This window comes from Weissella hellenica (assembly GCF_005405545.1).
Taxonomy (GTDB): domain Bacteria; phylum Bacillota; class Bacilli; order Lactobacillales; family Lactobacillaceae; genus Weissella; species Weissella hellenica.
In genome coordinates this window covers 415,558-430,913 of sequence record NZ_BJEG01000001.1, presented here as the reverse complement: position 1 = coordinate 430,913, position 15,356 = coordinate 415,558, and the positions used below count along the sequence as shown (strand labels likewise).

The window sequence follows — 15,356 nt, the reverse complement described above, 5'->3', positions numbered from 1 at the left end:
TTTGTCAGATTCGCAAGCTATATTTCACAAACTCTTTAAGTCAATTTCACGATTTTCACGCTGTTTGACATAGAGCCATTATTTATTAGTCTATATCATAAATATAGTATTAAATAAACGATTATGGAAACAGGGAATGGTTTTGACCATTTCCTGTTTTTTTATTATCGCATACAAAAAAGACCTGGATCAAAACCCAGGTCTTTTTTCTTTATTACATTTCTTGTTCAAAATCTTCTGGCTTATACAACTTCAATACCTTAGTAAACAACAAGTCAACTACAATTCCAGCAACGATTGGGATAATAGCCCAAATCAGTATAGCCGGTACAACACTAATTACATTTGTTTGGAACACTTTGTCGGCTGCATCACGAACAACAGATTGAATTGGTGAAACAAAGCCAATCCAACCAAATCCAGCAGATGTCGGTGTACCTTGCACATTCATCATACTAATTGGCAATGCAGAAATTCCAGCTGCCACCATAAATGACAACAACATAACTGGCTTTCTAAACACTGCTGGCATCATTCCCTTCATTGCACCTAGGAAGATTGCCACTGATGTCCCCTTCTTATTAACCTTGATTGAATTAATTAACAATACAACTGTCGTTGCGACAATTCCAACTCCTGCCGCTGCTGAACCTAAACCAGACAACGTAATTGCTAATGCAATTCCAACAGTTGAAACAGGCGTCACAATAATAACAGCAAAGGCCATGGCAATGATAATCGTCATTGGTAATGGTTGTAGATCAGTTGCTAATTGAACCATCTTTCCAATCCAAGTTGTAATTTCACCAACGTAAGGTGCAATTTCCTTACCAATCAAACCAACACCACCACCAACAACAATTGGACTTAAGATAATTGCCAATGAGCCAAAGCCCCCTAGATATTTAGCAATTAACCAAATTACCAAAACACCGATGGCAGCCACAATCATCGCATTTATAACATCTCCAGCACCTGCCGCAATATATACTGTACTTGGTATGGTTGTTTTCACCTGTGTAATGGGGTTTTCAAACCCTGCTGGAACTGATGCCCACTTGATTGAACCACATGCTGCACCAACTGCAATCGCCATAACACCAACATCCAGTGCCTTCATATTAAATTGCATGGCAATTGCCAATCCAATAAGTAATGGAATAAATGATGAGAACAGTGTCAAAATTGCACTCAAATCAATTGCCCAGCCCATACCGTTTTGTACAAACGGACGAATAATATACTTTAGGACCGCTGAAGGTAAAACACCTATCAAAATTCCTTGAGCAGACCCACTCAACACCTTAAAGAAAAAATCCTTAAATTTTAGTTCGTAAGAACCATCAAAAACTGCGCTAGTCATAATCTTAGATTACCTTTCTAATGTGACATGTCACATAGTCAACGCAATGAAATCCCACAATCATCACGACGTAACTAACAACTTATTTAATTAATACTTTACTTCATTAGCTGTTTCTTCACCCTTAATAAAGGCTAATGAAGCATTCATTGATTGTGTTACCATTTCGTAGACAGCCTTAGTTGTATAGAAAGCAGTATGTGGTGTAACCAATACATTTTCACGAGCAATCAAATCTGCAATCTTTTCATCAGGTAACTTGTCATTTGACCAATCTTTGTTAAACAAGCCAACTTCATTTTCATAAACATCCATTGCTAGACCAAAAATCTTACCTGAGTCTAAGCCACTCATTACAGCATCGATATCCATCAAATCACCACGTGAAACATTAATTAAGACAACATCATCCTTCATCTTAGCAATAGTTTCTTTATTAATCATGTGATAATTTTCTGGCAAACTTGGGACATGCAATGAAATAACATCTGATTGTGCATACAATTCATCTAATGAATCAACATAGATACCTTCTGCTTCTAGTTCTGGATTACGATAAATATCATAACCAATTACTTTAGCCCCGAATCCTTGTAAAATATCAATCAAAACATGACCAATGTGACCAGTTCCAATAATACCGAAAGTTTGCATACGCACTTCACGTCCAATTGTTGGGGCCCAGCGTAGATCATGGTTTTCAATCTTATGATCTAAAGGCTTAGTTTGCCGCAAAATACGTGCACCTTGAATGGCTGCATGCTCAGCAATCGCATTTGGTGAATAAACTGCAACATTTGAAATTGAAAAATCAAAGCAGCGTGCTGTCTCAAAATCAATATTATCTGTTCCAACATTACGTAGTGACATTTTGTTGATTCCAAGTTCATGTAGGGCAGTTAATGTCTCGGGGGTATATGCTAACTGTTGATAAACATCAACCGCATCTGCACCAGCTGCTAATTGCGCTGTTTGTGGATTTAATAATTCATCTGTATAACCAACTTCTACCTCTGGATGGTTTGTCATCCATTCCTTCAATGCAGCTTGCTCATCTTCTCGAATACCATACGCAAAAATTTTCATTGTTTTAATTCCTCCAAAGCTTTTCTTAACACTTATAATTATAAATGTATTTGTGAAAGGTTCAACATAGCGGATTCATTCCAACGTTTCAATTTGGGACAAATTAGTTAGATAATAACGATTATATTTTCATTTTCTTGCAATAAAAGCGCTTACAATAAAGCTCATTTTTTCACAATAAACACATCAATTTATTGAAAAACAATCATCGTTACACCTAATATTATCCATATAATTGTTGTTATATCAACTAATTGCTTCTTTTTATAAGATATACAAAAAAAGATACATTTCTGATCATTTTTCAATGAACAAAACCATATCTTTGTCAATATCATTTTTTTACTGCGCTAGTAAAACTACGATTCATTTTATTCTTTTTCTTTAGCACTAGTCATAATTTTATCGACTAATCCATAAGCAAGTGATTCTTCTGCATCTAACCAGTGATCACGCTCTGTATCTTTTTGAACTTCTTCAAATGGCTTACCAGTATTGTTCGCCAAAATTTGATTCAACTTCTTACGTGTCTTCAAAATTTCTTGGGCAGCAATTTCAATTTCAGTTTGTTGACCTTGAGCACCACCTGATGGTTGGTGAATCATAAACTGTGAATTAGGCAAAATAAAACGCTTGCCCTTAGCACCTGAAGATGCAAGAACTGATGCCATTGATGCAGCTAATCCAATTGTAATTGTTTGGACGTCTGCACTAATGAAATTCATTGTGTCATAAATTGCCATACCGGCATTAACTTCACCACCTGGTGAGTTGATGTACATGTAAATATCCTTATCAGGATCTTGGGCATCTAAGAATAACAACTGCGCGATAATGGCCGTTGCCATTTGTGATTCAATTTCACCATTAACCATAATAATACGGTCAATTAACAAGCGTGAAAAAATATCATATGAACGTTCACCATGAGATGATTGCTCAATAACATATGGAACTGGTGTCATGTATACTTTCCTCCTCAAATTCAAAGTCAAAACATATTACCATTCTATCATTTCGTCAAGAATGGTCAAACTGTATTTAACTAATTTACTTATCCTCTTTGTAATTCCTCGGGTAACCGGCCGGTATCTCTAATTTCATCAGCCATTTTCGTCAGTTTTCGCAGCCGGTGATTCACACCTGATTTCGAAATAACACCAGATGGTACATATTGACCTAGCGCTGATAATGGTTCTTCACGATGTAATAAACGGATTTCTGCAATTTCTTTAAGCTTTTCAGGCAAACGTCCCAAACCGATTTCTTCATCTAAAAATAAAATATCATCAATTTGTTTTTGACTAGCATTAACCGTTTTATCTAAATTGGCATTTTCAGCATTAACTAATCGATTAACCGAATTACGCATATCCCGAATAATGCGCACATCTTCCATACGAAACATGGCATTAGTTGCCCCGATTACTTTCATCATATCGCCAATTTTTTCGGCTTCTTTTAAATAAACAATGAACCCTGATCGACGTTCAACAACTTTTGCATTTAAATCAAAACGATTCATTAACCCTGCCAACTGTGTTGCTTGTTCTTCATATAATGAATATATCTCTAAATGGTAACGACTTGTTTCTGGATTATTTACTGAACCTGCTGCCAAAAATGCACCTCTAAGATACGAGCGCGCTTTACCTTCCGGCACTAACCATTCATCTGGAACCGTTGGCAATAATTCAAAATTTTCAAAGATGTGTAAATCATCCAGTAGACTACTAACACCTTGCGTAATCCGAACAACATACAAATTATTCTTTTTTAATTTCATTTGGCGTCGAACGGAAATTTCAGAAGGCAACCGATAAAATTGTTGTAATAGCCCTAAAATACGACGAGCCGTGGCTGCATTTTCAGTTTGGACGTTCAACGTAAAATGTTGGTTCGTTAACCCAAGTGAGCCATTCATTCGTAACAATGCTGATAATTCAGCTTTAGCATTATCTGGATTACTAATTTCTAAGGTGGTTAATTCCTTCTTAACATCACTTGCAAATGACATTAGCGCCACCTCCTACTTCATTTCATTTATTGATCAGCAACAATTTGCATAATCAACTGTGCAACAGCATCCCCATCATGGAAAGCCCCATCATCACGTAATGCCAATAAATCACCTAGAACTGGGTCGACACCTTGCGCTTTAACTGATTCTGGATCTGAATCAACTTGTAAAGAAATTTCGTTCCAGCGTTGCCAGTCAATATAGTCTTCAGGAACTTTACCAGTATTCATAATAACAGCGTCAACAATGCGTTCACCAACATGTTCATTAATCGCTCTGACATGATCAGCATCAGTAAAATTATCGGTTTCACCCTTTTGCGTCATAATATTCGCAATATACACAGTTTTAGCTCGCGTTGCGCGTAATGCTTCAGCAACATTGGGTACCATTAAATTCGGTAAGATACTAGTAAATAAGCTACCTGGTCCAAGGACTACCACATCTGCTTCTAAAATTGCATTTACCACTTGCTTTGGTGCTTGTACATCATGAGTAGCTGGCGCTGTTTGTGGCGTTACCCAGATATGGTCAATAACCTTATGTGCAGCTGTGATTTCGGCTTCACCTGCTAGGTAGGTTCCGTCAGTAAAAGCTGCATGTAATACGAGTGGTTCATTTGCAACGGGATAAACGTGCCCTTTAACTTGCATAATTTTAGCAAGCAATTGAATCCCATCAAAAATATCATGTTCTTTTTCAGCCATCGCCGCAATAATCAAATTTCCTAACGAATGATGAGCAAACATTTCATCTTCTGGCTTAAACCGATATTGGAAAATATCAATTAGACTTGCTGGCAATTGTGATAATGTTGCCATAACATTGCGAATATCCCCAGGTGGTACCATTTGAAGATAATCACGTAAGGTTCCCGATGAACCGCCATCATCAGCTACCGTAATAATCGCAGTTAAGTCATTTTTATATTTTTTCAAACCATTTAAAACAACTGGTTGCCCAGAACCACCACCGATAACAACAATTTTAGGCGTGCGCTTGACACTATATTTTTCACTCATGATCAGTTTGCACTCTCCTTTCGTCGTTCAATATCACGATGATGTTCGTTCACAATCCAATCGGCACCCAAGTCTTGACTTAATCGATGAGCAAAGGCGGTTGACCGATGTTGACCACCTGTACAACCAAAAGCAATTGTAAAATTGCTTTTTCCTTCTGTTTTATACTTTGGCAGTAGCCATTTAATTTGTTTACTAATACGTTGATAAAATTCTTCAGCATCAGCGGTATGCCAAACGTAATCGGCGACAGCATGATCTAACCCCGTTTGATTTCTTAACGATGCGACATAGTAAGGATTAGTTAAAAAGCGAACATCTAATATCATATCTGCATCTAATGGTATACCATATTTAAAACCAAAGCTCATTACTTGAACCGTAAACGTATTCGCTTGTCCATCCTTTGACCCAAAATGCTGCTGAATATAATTACGGAGTTGTCGTGGTGCAAAGTCATCAGTATGAATAACACCACTTGCCAAATCAAGAATTCCGCTTAATTTTTGTCTTTCTAGTTGGATACCATATAATGTTCCGCCCTCACCAGAAAGTGGGTGAGAACGTCGCGTTTCTTTATAACGTGCCACCAATTCTTCATCGGATGCATCGATATAGATAATTTTCATATCATACTTATTATGACTATTTTTTCTTAATTTATGAATTTCTTCATCCAAATCATCGAAGAACCGTTGTGAGCGCAAATCAATCATGACTGCAGCCCGTTGAATATTTTCTTCGTCAGAAATCATTTGCCAAAATTTTGGTAGCATAGCTGGTGGCAAATTTTGGACTGTAAAGTAGCCTAAATCTTCAAATGCCTGGATAGCAACAGTTTTACCTGCACCACTCATACCAGTGACAATGATCAACTCTTTTTTGCCCATTTAATCCTCCCCCCTATCTTTTAATCTCATCCATTGTATCATCTTAAGACACACCCGGATATGTTTTCTACGTGCATTTATCAAACAACACGACAACATAAAAGCTAGCACACTCAAAAAGAGCATCAAACTTGTCATTTTAACATGGCAGATTGATGCTCCCTAAACTTATTTCATGACCATCTTAAAAAATAATAATTTCTGTGATATCACTTATTTACTTTTTGGTCGTTTGTCGATTCGCCTCGTGCAACGCTTTGAGTGCACGCTTACGTGTTTTAATATTTGGGCTCTTCATTTTGCGTCGAGCTGACGCTGTATCCATTTTTTCTGCCATGATAGTTACCTCCCAATACGTTTTAACTTACAAAATATAAGTATAGATAATTCACTATTAAAATGCAAGGATTCACGTTCAGACTAACGAACGTGCTCGCTCACGATCACGCGCCATAATTGGTCCTAAATATTGGCCTGTATACGACTCAGATGTTGCCGCAATTTTTTCTGGTGTCCCAGCTACTAGTACATAACCGCCGCCATCACCACCTTCAGGTCCCATATCAATTAACCAATCTGCTGTTTTAATGACATCTAAGTTGTGTTCAATAATCAAAACGGTATTACCGCTATCAACTAGTCGTTGTAGCACTTCTAGCAAACGTGAAATATCAGCTACGTGTAGGCCAGTCGTTGGTTCGTCAAGGATGTAAACTGTTTTACCAGTAGACTTTCGTTGTAATTCAGATGCTAATTTCATACGTTGCGCTTCCCCACCAGATAAAGTAGTAGCTGCTTGACCTAATTTAACGTAGCCTAACCCAACATCAACCATGGTCTGTAATTTACGACGAATCTTTGGAATTGCCGCAAAGAAATCAACGGCTTGTTCAGCCGTTAAATCTAAGACGTCAGCAATTGTTTTACTACGATACGTCACTTCTAAGGTTTCTGAATTGTAACGTGTACCACCACAAACCTCACACGTGACATAGACATCAGGCAAAAAGTTCATTTCAATCTTAATGACCCCATCACCCTTACATGCTTCACAACGACCACCTTTTGTATTGAAAGAGAAACGGCCTTTTTTATAACCACGCAATTTGGCTTCATTAGTCTGTGCAAACAAATCACGAATATCATCAAATACACCAGTATAGGTTGCTGGGTTCGATCTTGGCGTCCGGCCAATTGGACTTTGATCGATATCAACAATTTTATCGATATTTTCATAACCGGTTAGTTTGCGATACTTACCGGGCTTTTGAGAATTACGATTAATTTCCATCTTGAGCGCCCGTTTTAAAATGGTGTTGACTAACGTGGATTTACCTGATCCGGAAACACCCGTTACAACGGTTAATTTACCCAATGGAAAATCCACTTTAATATTCTTTAAATTATTCTCTGCTGCGCCAGTCACCGTAATTTTTTGACCATTACCTGCGCGACGTGACGTTGGGACCGGAATAAATCGTTTACCTGATAAATATTGTCCCGTTAACGAATCTTCATTGGCTTGAATTTCATCAGGCGCACCAACCGCCATAATTTGACCACCGTGCTCACCAGCACCAGGACCAACATCAATCAAATAATCAGCTGCTCGCATCGTATCTTCATCATGTTCAACGACAACCAACGTATTACCTAGGTCACGCATTTGTTGCAATGATTGAATTAAGCGCGCATTGTCACGTTGATGTAGTCCAATTGAGGGTTCGTCCAGAACATACATCACACCCGATAAGTTAGAACCAATCTGCGTTGCTAATCGAATTCTCTGTGCTTCACCACCTGATAGTGTACGAGCCGAACGTGATAACGTTAAATAATCTAATCCAACGTTTTTCAAAAAACGCAAACGATCCTTAATCTCTTTTACAATAGGTGCTGCTACCTCTTGATCTTGCTGTCCAAAAGCCAAGTTTTCAAAATAATCTAATTCTTTAGCAACTGATTGTTCTGAAATTTCACCAATGTTTAACTGCCCAACTTTAACCGAAAGTGCACCTTCATTCAAACGATAACCATGACAAGCATTACACGTCAATTCATTCATATAACTACGCATTTGCTCGCACGTAAAGTCTGAATTAGATTCACGATAACGACGGTTAATGTTATTCATTACCCCTTCAAAATTAACATCAACATCGCGTACACCACCAAAATCATTTTCATAATGAAAATGGAAAGTATTTTCTTCATCACCATACAATACTAACTGACGCTGTTCATTTGTTAAGTCTTCAAATGGCACATCCATTGGTATATTAACTGACTCTGCAAATTGACGTAACATTTCTGGATAATAAGAGGATGAAATGGGATTCCATGCGGCCAAAGCCCCCTCTGCTAAAGTTTTACTTTGATCAGGTATCACCAAATCAATATCTACCTCTAATGTTATACCTAAGCCCCCACATACCGGACAAGCACCAAGTGGTGCATTAAAAGAAAATAATTGTGGCTCTAATTTCCCAACTGCAAATTTTTTCAAAGCGCCTGTGTAATGATCGGAATAGGTTAATTGTTCACTACCAGTAACGTCAACCGTTACCAAACCATCTGCTAAACGCATTGCTGATTCAAAAGATTCAAACAAACGTGCGCGTGAATTGTCTCGTAAAATAATACGGTCAACAACAATCGCAATATCATGATACTTATTTTTATTTAATTCAAGCTCATCAGTTACTTCATGCATCTCCCCATCTACTAAGAAACGCACAAACCCTTCTTTTTGAATCCGTTCAAAGGCCGTGGCATGTGATCCTCGCTTATGCTGAATAATGGGCGCTAAGATCTGCATCCGGCTCCCTTCACTTAGGCGCTCTGATAAATCATTTAACATTTGATCAATTGATTTTTTAACTATAATACCATCCGTCGTCGCATCCGGCTTTCCCACCCTAGCAAACAACAAACGATAATAATCATTAATTTCTGTAACAGTCCCCACTGTTGAACGGGGATTTTTAGATGTTGTTTTTTGATCAATTGAAATCGCTGGACTCAAGCCATCAATGGCATCAACATCTGGTTTATCCATTTGTCCTAAAAATTGACGGGCATATGATGACAAACTTTCGACATATCGTCGTTGTCCTTCAGCATATAACGTATCAAATGCCAATGAACTTTTTCCTGATCCAGATAAACCTGTCATTACAATAAATTTATCTCTAGGAATTGCAACATCTACATTTTTTAAATTATGTGCGCGGGCACCATGAATCTTTATCCAATCATTGACCATAAAACGTCTCCTTTGCTCTGCTGTACTGCTTACATTATAACGCTTTTAATATTTTTTTGTTAGTTAAAACCTAATTCATCACATAATCATTAATTTTAACGAAATATAAACTGGTTTTTTCCAATTTTTTTAATAATTATCAACCAACGATTGTAATTTCACGTATAATAGACTGTAATATTACTCAACGGAGGTCGTCAACTCATGAATCACAAGGCTGCCAAAGCATGGTCTTTGCGCTGGATTGCACAACATCTTGCGTCACTTATTTTATTAATTGGTGCTGTGTTAGCTGCTGCAATTGCTTTAACGGCGTTAGTTATTGGGGTTGAAGAAATCATTGCTCTTATCTTTGCTCAACGATTTATCAATACCTATACCAACGTCTATGGAAATGCTTGGTTAACTATTTTTTGGCATTTCACCATCGTCTTTTCGCTCGTGACGTTTTGGTCTGCCGTTGACACTTTTATTCCGGAAAATAAAGAATCATAACAACAATAAATAACAAAGGAGTTGGGACAAAAAAATGTTCCAGCTTTTTTAGTTAAAAATATATGAATGATGCGCTGGCAATTTTTATAGCATAAACGCGTTCCCAAATCCTTAAGACGATGTGTAATGCTTTTTGTTGCGTATTCTTTTACTTTGCTAAAAAAACTTTGGCGTTGCGGTTTGATGATTCATTTCTGCCACCATTTGTATATTTAGCAATTGTGGTGTGACAAAGTTGTTCCCAGCCAATAATGCCTGTCCAATATTCTCATGAACAATTTGCTGCGCATACTCTTGCAATACTGGTAGTTGTGCTAATTCACTAGCCGTATTCAACTGATGTACGAGATAATGACCAAATTGTCCTAATAACTGAGGCGCAAGATCTAAAGGACTTTGAGTTGTGACCATCAAAAATAGGCCTAATTTACGTCCTTCACGAGCAATTCTAAAAATCCCCGTTGTTTCTAAATGGTCGGCCATCAAGTAGCGATGAGCCTCATCAATTAATACGGTTACCGGCACACTATGTTTTAATTGTTGCTTTTCTCGTAAAAGCGCTGTTGTCAACAATGACACCAATACCTTGCCTAGCGCTAAATTATCAGTAAATATTGAACAATCAATTACTAAAATTTTATGATCACTTTTGTGACTCGCAAATAACCGTAATAAATACATCACGTCTGTTTGCATTTCAGTTACTGCAGCGCTCGTCTCATCAGTTATTGGCATATGGAACAAGTGCTGAAAACGTGGTTGATTTATTAATCGTTTAATACGTCGAATAAGCGGTAAACATTTTTTGAATCCTATTTCATCAATTTCTTGACCAATTAAGTCAAAATCATCCACAGAGATAGCGTACTCTTGGCGTAATTGTTCCGGTAATAAGCTGATATCAACCGGTTGTGGATAATGATACAAACGTTTGATATCTTCTTCAAAATCTTGCCATGGCCGATTTATTTTTTTATAAATCCCTGGTTGACCGATGATATTTTTTTGAATCTTTAAACTCGTTAGCGCATCCACCAACTTTTCCTGCATATCTACATCAGTCACACCAAATAATAAGTTAAAATCATCTCCGGTGAGTTGTTCATAATCAATGTACGCATTGTACCCAAGTTTAGCGACAACTGCATTTGGTAAATGTTGATATTCGCCTGTTGGATCAATAATCATTGTCGTTTGATTAGCGCTCATCAATCCATGCAATATGTTCATTGCACTCGTTGATTTACCGCTACCAGTCGCACCCAAAATCAGTAAATGTTGCTGCAACAAATCATCAGCCGAAATTGTTAACTGATTTGATAATGGTATTGAAATCATATTCTCACCTTCTTTAATTATTTAGATTAAACGGATAATATCCCAAAATATATTTAAGAGCCATACCCCAGACGTTGCAATAAACAACCATTTTATTTTGTTCCGTTCACCAAAAATTGCTAATGCAAATAGAAACATTAAAATCAAATGGTACCAAATCACATGTGGTGTAAACACATCAAATAATGAATAAATCCCTAAAAGAAACATCATTACACCAATTAATATTAATACCCCATCACTAAAAATACGTTTCTTTTTCAAGTCACTTACTCCTCATATAAAATCATTAATTATATGTTACCTTTTGTCAGCTTATAATGCGATAGAAATCACTTGCAAATTTACAATTTAAATGCGAAAGTAGTGTTAGATTATTAGGGGGGATGTATTTATGTCAATTCCAGAAGTCACATTAAATGACGGTCACAAATTACCTAACTTAGGGCTAGGAACTTATCAATTAAAAGGTGGTTCAGGACTACAACAAGTACTAGCTGCTATTAAGAGCGGTTACCGACTAATTGATTCTGCTACAAACTATGATAATGAAGGAATCGTTGGTAAAGCAATTCGCATGTCTGGCGTACCTCATGCAGAATTCTTTGTAACTTCTAAGCTTCCTGGTAAGTATCATGATTACGAAAGCGCTCGCGATGCTATTCAAGAGTCACTAGGTCGAATGGGACTGGATTATTTTGATCTATTCATTATTCACTGGCCTTTACCAAAACGTGGTCTATATGTGGAAGCATGGCAAGCCTTAGTAGATGCACAAAAGCAAGGTTTGATTCGCTCAATTGGTGTTTCAAACTTTGAGCCTGAGCATCTAGATCGGATTATTGAAAAGACTGGCGTTACACCCGCTGTTAACCAAATCGAACTTCACCCATACTGGGTTCAAGAAGAAAATCTTTTGGAAAACTTACGTCGTGGTATCAAAGTCGAGGCATGGAGTCCACTAGGTCGTGGTAGCTCTGCTTTGAAAGAACCTGTTGTACAAGAAATTGCTGATAAATACGGTAAGTCAACAAGTCAGATCATCACTCGTTGGCACCTTGATCGTGGTATCATTCCTGTTTTACGTTCATCAAATCCAGCGCACCAACGTGAAAACCTTGATGTCTTTGATTTTGAACTAACAAACAGTGAAATTGCTGCCATCAATGACCTAAACCGTGAAGATGGCCGTATTGATGGTCAAGACCCAAACGAGTACGAAGAATTTGAGTAAAGTTAGAGCGGATATAATTTTCGTTTTGACAGGTGATATAAGACATAAATATGGTGTATTCGCCGCAGCGACTGCGAAGGCATTACGCCGTGTTTGTGGCTTATATCACCTGGATTGAAAATTTATCGCGTTTACAGAGCGGATATAACTACCGTTTTGTAGTCCAAAATAAAAGCCAATGGCAGATGATTATTACATCTGCCATTGGCTTTTTCTTTCTATTAATCCATCATTAATTCACGAACACGTGCCTGTAATTTTGGCACAATTTTATCTTCAAACCATGGATTTTTACGTAACCAAATATTGTTACGTGGAGACGGATGGACAATTGGTAAATACTTAGGACCAAAAGTCTTATATTGTTTAATTACCGCTGTCATCGTTTCTGACTTTTTAATCGGTAAATAATAATGTTGCGCATAAGCACCAACTAAAATAATAAGTGACACTTTAGGCATTTCAGCTAGCATCCTTGGATGCCATTTATCTGCAAAACCTTTGCGTGGCGGTAAATCACCACTCTTGCCCTTACCTGGAAAGTAAAAATCTAATGGTAAATTACCAATCTTACCACTATGATAAAATTCATCAGCAGTAATACCCATCCAGTCACGCAAACGATCCCCACTTTTATCATTAAATGGTATCCCTGTTTGCTCAACTTTTGCACCGGGTGCTTGACCAATAATCAAAATACGCACATCTGGACCCACTTGATAGACCGGTCCAATGCCACGTTCTGTATAAGATCTATTTTGTTCATCAGCCATAATTTCCTGCCTGATATCAGACCCACTCATTTTAACCTTCTTCTGGCATAACACCTAAAACGACTGCACTATAAGGACTCATTTTAACACGCTTGCCACTAATTTGAACATCACCGGCTTGTTGTAATGTTTGACCGGTCTGCACCAAATTAACACGGGCTGCTTTGGTTCCTAGGTTAACCAGTACCGTTAATACTTGTTGACCTAAACGACGTTGATACCCAACTACGCTATCTGGTAATGAACGCATTGGCTGGAAATCACCATTGATAATAACAGGCTCCCAATCTGAATCATGATGCAAAGCACCCAATTCTTGATAGTACTTCAAAACAGACTGATCATCTTGTTGTTCAGCTTTAACATTAATACCGTCTCGATCATTACTCATTGCTAACCAAGGTTGTATATCAGAGAAGCCGCCGTAAACACTATCATCCCACTGCATTGGTGTACGAGCATTGTCACGTGATTTATGGTTAACAGCTTCTAGTGCATCAGCCTCTGAATAACCATCTTGTAAGGCTGTATTGTAATTATTAATTGATGACACATCATTGAACTCATCAATGCTTTGACGTTCAAAATTTTTCATACCAATTTCTTGTCCTTGATAAATAAAAGGGACTCCTGGTAAGAAGTAATACATGGTTCCTAGAGCTTTCGCAGCTTGAGGTGTTTGATATTGCTTATCCGGTACTAGCTTTGACAAAACACGTGGTTGATCATGGTTTTCTAAGACATTTGCTAGAGAACCTTGTGCGTTAGCAGTCGTTTCTTGGGCGTCAAAGAACGCATTTCTTAAGTCTACCGGTGTCCAATCAGCACGACCGCGATACCACTCGTCACCATTTTTAACATCAATATTCATGTATGAAAAATCAAAAACCATTGAGAAATATCCATCTGGTCCCACGAACGCTGGCAACTCTTTATCAGCCAAACCATAAGCCTCGCCAACCGTAATAGCATCATACTTATCAAAAGTTTCTTGTTTTAATTCAGTTAATAAATCACCAACTCCTGGGCGATTACGACCTTTTTTAACAACTGATACCAAACCATCCACATCATCGGCTGGGATACTTAACCAATCCAAATCCTTCTTAATATGTGTAATGGCATCAACACGGAAACCAGCTACGCCCATTTCAAGCCACCAGTTAATCATATCATAAATTGCACGCCTTAATGCAGGATTTTCCCAATTTAAATCAGGTTGTTGCTTAGCAAAGGTATGGAAGTAATACGTGTCTGGTTCACCAGGAACAGGTTTCCAAGTTGAGCCACCAAAAATACTACGCCAATTATTAGGGGCTTCCCCATTACTGGTTTTCTTAAAAATGTAGTAATCACGATATGAACTTTCAGGATCAGCTAAAGCCTCTTTAAACCATTCATGCTGGTCAGAAGTGTGATTGACAACTAAATCCATAATAATTTTAATATCACGTTTTTTCGCCTCAGTTAGCAATTCTTTAAAATCATCTAACGTACCAAACTGTGGATCAATCGCTTGATAATCTGAAATATCATAGCCCATATCAACCATTGGTGATTGATAAATTGGTGAAACCCAGATCATCGTTACGCCAAGACTTTTAATATAATCTAAGTGACTGATAATACCAGGAATATCACCAATACCATCATGGTTGCTATCTTGAAATGATCTTAGATAAACTTGATAAACGACTTCATTTTACCACCATTTCGTTGCCATATGTTTAATTCCTCCGTTGCATAATGTCATTTACTATTTTAATTTATTATTCTATTTGGTGCCATATTAACAGTTATCGTAAACGTTTACAATAGCTTTGCAAAAGCATTTTGACATATTTTTAAATTTCTATTTTATATATCTACT

At 37.5% G+C, this 15,356-nt stretch carries 13 protein-coding genes and 1 pseudogene; 2 read left to right on the top strand and 12 right to left on the bottom strand.

The genetic code is table 11. The annotated features are described in order from the left end of the window. Positions 1-214: 214 nt before the first annotated feature. The 8 genes from FFM61_RS02175 to uvrA all read right to left on the bottom strand — a co-directional run bounded on the left by FFM61_RS02175 (position 215) and on the right by uvrA (position 9,646). Positions 215-1,363, bottom strand: a complete 1,149-nt coding sequence (locus tag FFM61_RS02175) for a PTS sugar transporter subunit IIC (RefSeq protein WP_074426889.1) — start codon at positions 1,361-1,363, stop codon at positions 215-217. Between the two features lie 90 nt (positions 1,364-1,453). Next, positions 1,454-2,449 (bottom strand): D-2-hydroxyacid dehydrogenase, encoded by a 996-nt coding sequence (locus tag FFM61_RS02170; protein WP_074426888.1) that lies wholly within the window; start codon positions 2,447-2,449, stop codon positions 1,454-1,456. Between the two features lie 371 nt (positions 2,450-2,820). Further along, entirely contained in the window at positions 2,821-3,414 is a 594-nt protein-coding gene (locus FFM61_RS02165; RefSeq protein WP_074426887.1) for an ATP-dependent Clp protease proteolytic subunit, read from the bottom strand. An 89-nt stretch (positions 3,415-3,503) separates the two neighbouring features. Beyond that, on the bottom strand, positions 3,504-4,466 hold the full coding sequence (whiA, locus tag FFM61_RS02160; protein WP_074426886.1) for a DNA-binding protein WhiA: 963 nt from the start codon (positions 4,464-4,466) through the stop codon (positions 3,504-3,506). A gap of 26 nt (positions 4,467-4,492) precedes the next feature. After that, positions 4,493-5,491 carry a gluconeogenesis factor YvcK family protein gene (locus tag FFM61_RS02155; protein WP_074426885.1) on the bottom strand — a complete coding sequence of 333 codons (999 nt, stop codon included), beginning with the start codon at positions 5,489-5,491 and terminating at the stop codon, positions 4,493-4,495. 2 nt (positions 5,492-5,493) lie between these two features. Continuing rightward, positions 5,494-6,381, bottom strand: a complete 888-nt coding sequence (gene rapZ, locus FFM61_RS02150) for an RNase adapter RapZ (protein WP_074426884.1) — start codon at positions 6,379-6,381, stop codon at positions 5,494-5,496. A 217-nt stretch (positions 6,382-6,598) separates the two neighbouring features. Continuing rightward, positions 6,599-6,718 carry a putative metal homeostasis protein gene (locus FFM61_RS02145; RefSeq protein ID WP_137600423.1) on the bottom strand — a complete coding sequence of 40 codons (120 nt, stop codon included), beginning with the start codon at positions 6,716-6,718 and terminating at the stop codon, positions 6,599-6,601. A gap of 78 nt (positions 6,719-6,796) precedes the next feature. After that, positions 6,797-9,646 carry an excinuclease ABC subunit UvrA gene (gene uvrA, locus FFM61_RS02140; RefSeq protein WP_074426883.1) on the bottom strand — a complete coding sequence of 950 codons (2,850 nt, stop codon included), beginning with the start codon at positions 9,644-9,646 and terminating at the stop codon, positions 6,797-6,799. Between the two features lie 204 nt (positions 9,647-9,850). On the opposite strand from uvrA, the gene FFM61_RS02135 reads away from it, so the two are divergent. Continuing rightward, positions 9,851-10,141, top strand: coding sequence for a hypothetical protein (locus FFM61_RS02135; RefSeq protein WP_074426882.1), 291 nt, complete (start codon positions 9,851-9,853; stop codon positions 10,139-10,141). A gap of 156 nt (positions 10,142-10,297) precedes the next feature. On the opposite strand, the gene FFM61_RS02130 is transcribed toward FFM61_RS02135, so the two are convergent. Then, entirely contained in the window at positions 10,298-11,479 is a 1,182-nt protein-coding gene (locus tag FFM61_RS02130; RefSeq protein ID WP_074426881.1) for an ATP-binding protein, read from the bottom strand. Between the two features lie 21 nt (positions 11,480-11,500). After that, complete coding sequence (locus FFM61_RS02125) at positions 11,501-11,743, bottom strand: hypothetical protein (protein WP_074426880.1); 243 nt, start codon at positions 11,741-11,743, stop codon at positions 11,501-11,503. Between the two features lie 130 nt (positions 11,744-11,873). Here FFM61_RS02125 and FFM61_RS02120 point away from each other — a divergent pair, with 130 nt between their 5' ends. Continuing rightward, positions 11,874-12,713 (top strand): aldo/keto reductase, encoded by an 840-nt coding sequence (locus tag FFM61_RS02120; protein WP_074426879.1) that lies wholly within the window; start codon positions 11,874-11,876, stop codon positions 12,711-12,713. A 221-nt stretch (positions 12,714-12,934) separates the two neighbouring features. On the opposite strand, the gene FFM61_RS02115 is transcribed toward FFM61_RS02120, so the two are convergent. Together FFM61_RS02115 and FFM61_RS02110 are read right to left on the bottom strand one after the other, a co-directional pair. Further along, entirely contained in the window at positions 12,935-13,516 is a 582-nt protein-coding gene (locus FFM61_RS02115; RefSeq protein ID WP_074426878.1) for a uracil-DNA glycosylase family protein, read from the bottom strand. A 1-nt stretch (position 13,517) separates the two neighbouring features. Beyond that, a pseudogene (locus FFM61_RS02110) lies at positions 13,518-15,209 on the bottom strand (alpha-glucosidase). Between the last annotated feature and the right edge of the window lie 147 nt (positions 15,210-15,356).

Coding starts and splice junctions, on each gene's coding strand:
- FFM61_RS02130 (WP_074426881.1), bottom strand. CDS start 11,479: ATGATTTCAATACCATTATCAAATCAGTTAACAATTTCGGCTGATGAT.
- rapZ (WP_074426884.1), bottom strand. CDS start 6,381: ATGGGCAAAAAAGAGTTGATCATTGTCACTGGTATGAGTGGTGCAGGT.
- uvrA (WP_074426883.1), bottom strand. CDS start 9,646: ATGGTCAATGATTGGATAAAGATTCATGGTGCCCGCGCACATAATTTA.
- FFM61_RS02120 (WP_074426879.1), top strand. CDS start 11,874: ATGTCAATTCCAGAAGTCACATTAAATGACGGTCACAAATTACCTAAC.
- FFM61_RS02115 (WP_074426878.1), bottom strand. CDS start 13,516: ATGAGTGGGTCTGATATCAGGCAGGAAATTATGGCTGATGAACAAAAT.
- FFM61_RS02145 (WP_137600423.1), bottom strand. CDS start 6,718: ATGGCAGAAAAAATGGATACAGCGTCAGCTCGACGCAAAATGAAGAGC.
- FFM61_RS02170 (WP_074426888.1), bottom strand. CDS start 2,449: ATGAAAATTTTTGCGTATGGTATTCGAGAAGATGAGCAAGCTGCATTG.
- FFM61_RS02135 (WP_074426882.1), top strand. CDS start 9,851: ATGAATCACAAGGCTGCCAAAGCATGGTCTTTGCGCTGGATTGCACAA.
- FFM61_RS02175 (WP_074426889.1), bottom strand. CDS start 1,363: ATGACTAGCGCAGTTTTTGATGGTTCTTACGAACTAAAATTTAAGGAT.
- whiA (WP_074426886.1), bottom strand. CDS start 4,466: ATGTCATTTGCAAGTGATGTTAAGAAGGAATTAACCACCTTAGAAATT.
- FFM61_RS02165 (WP_074426887.1), bottom strand. CDS start 3,414: ATGACACCAGTTCCATATGTTATTGAGCAATCATCTCATGGTGAACGT.
- FFM61_RS02155 (WP_074426885.1), bottom strand. CDS start 5,491: ATGAGTGAAAAATATAGTGTCAAGCGCACGCCTAAAATTGTTGTTATC.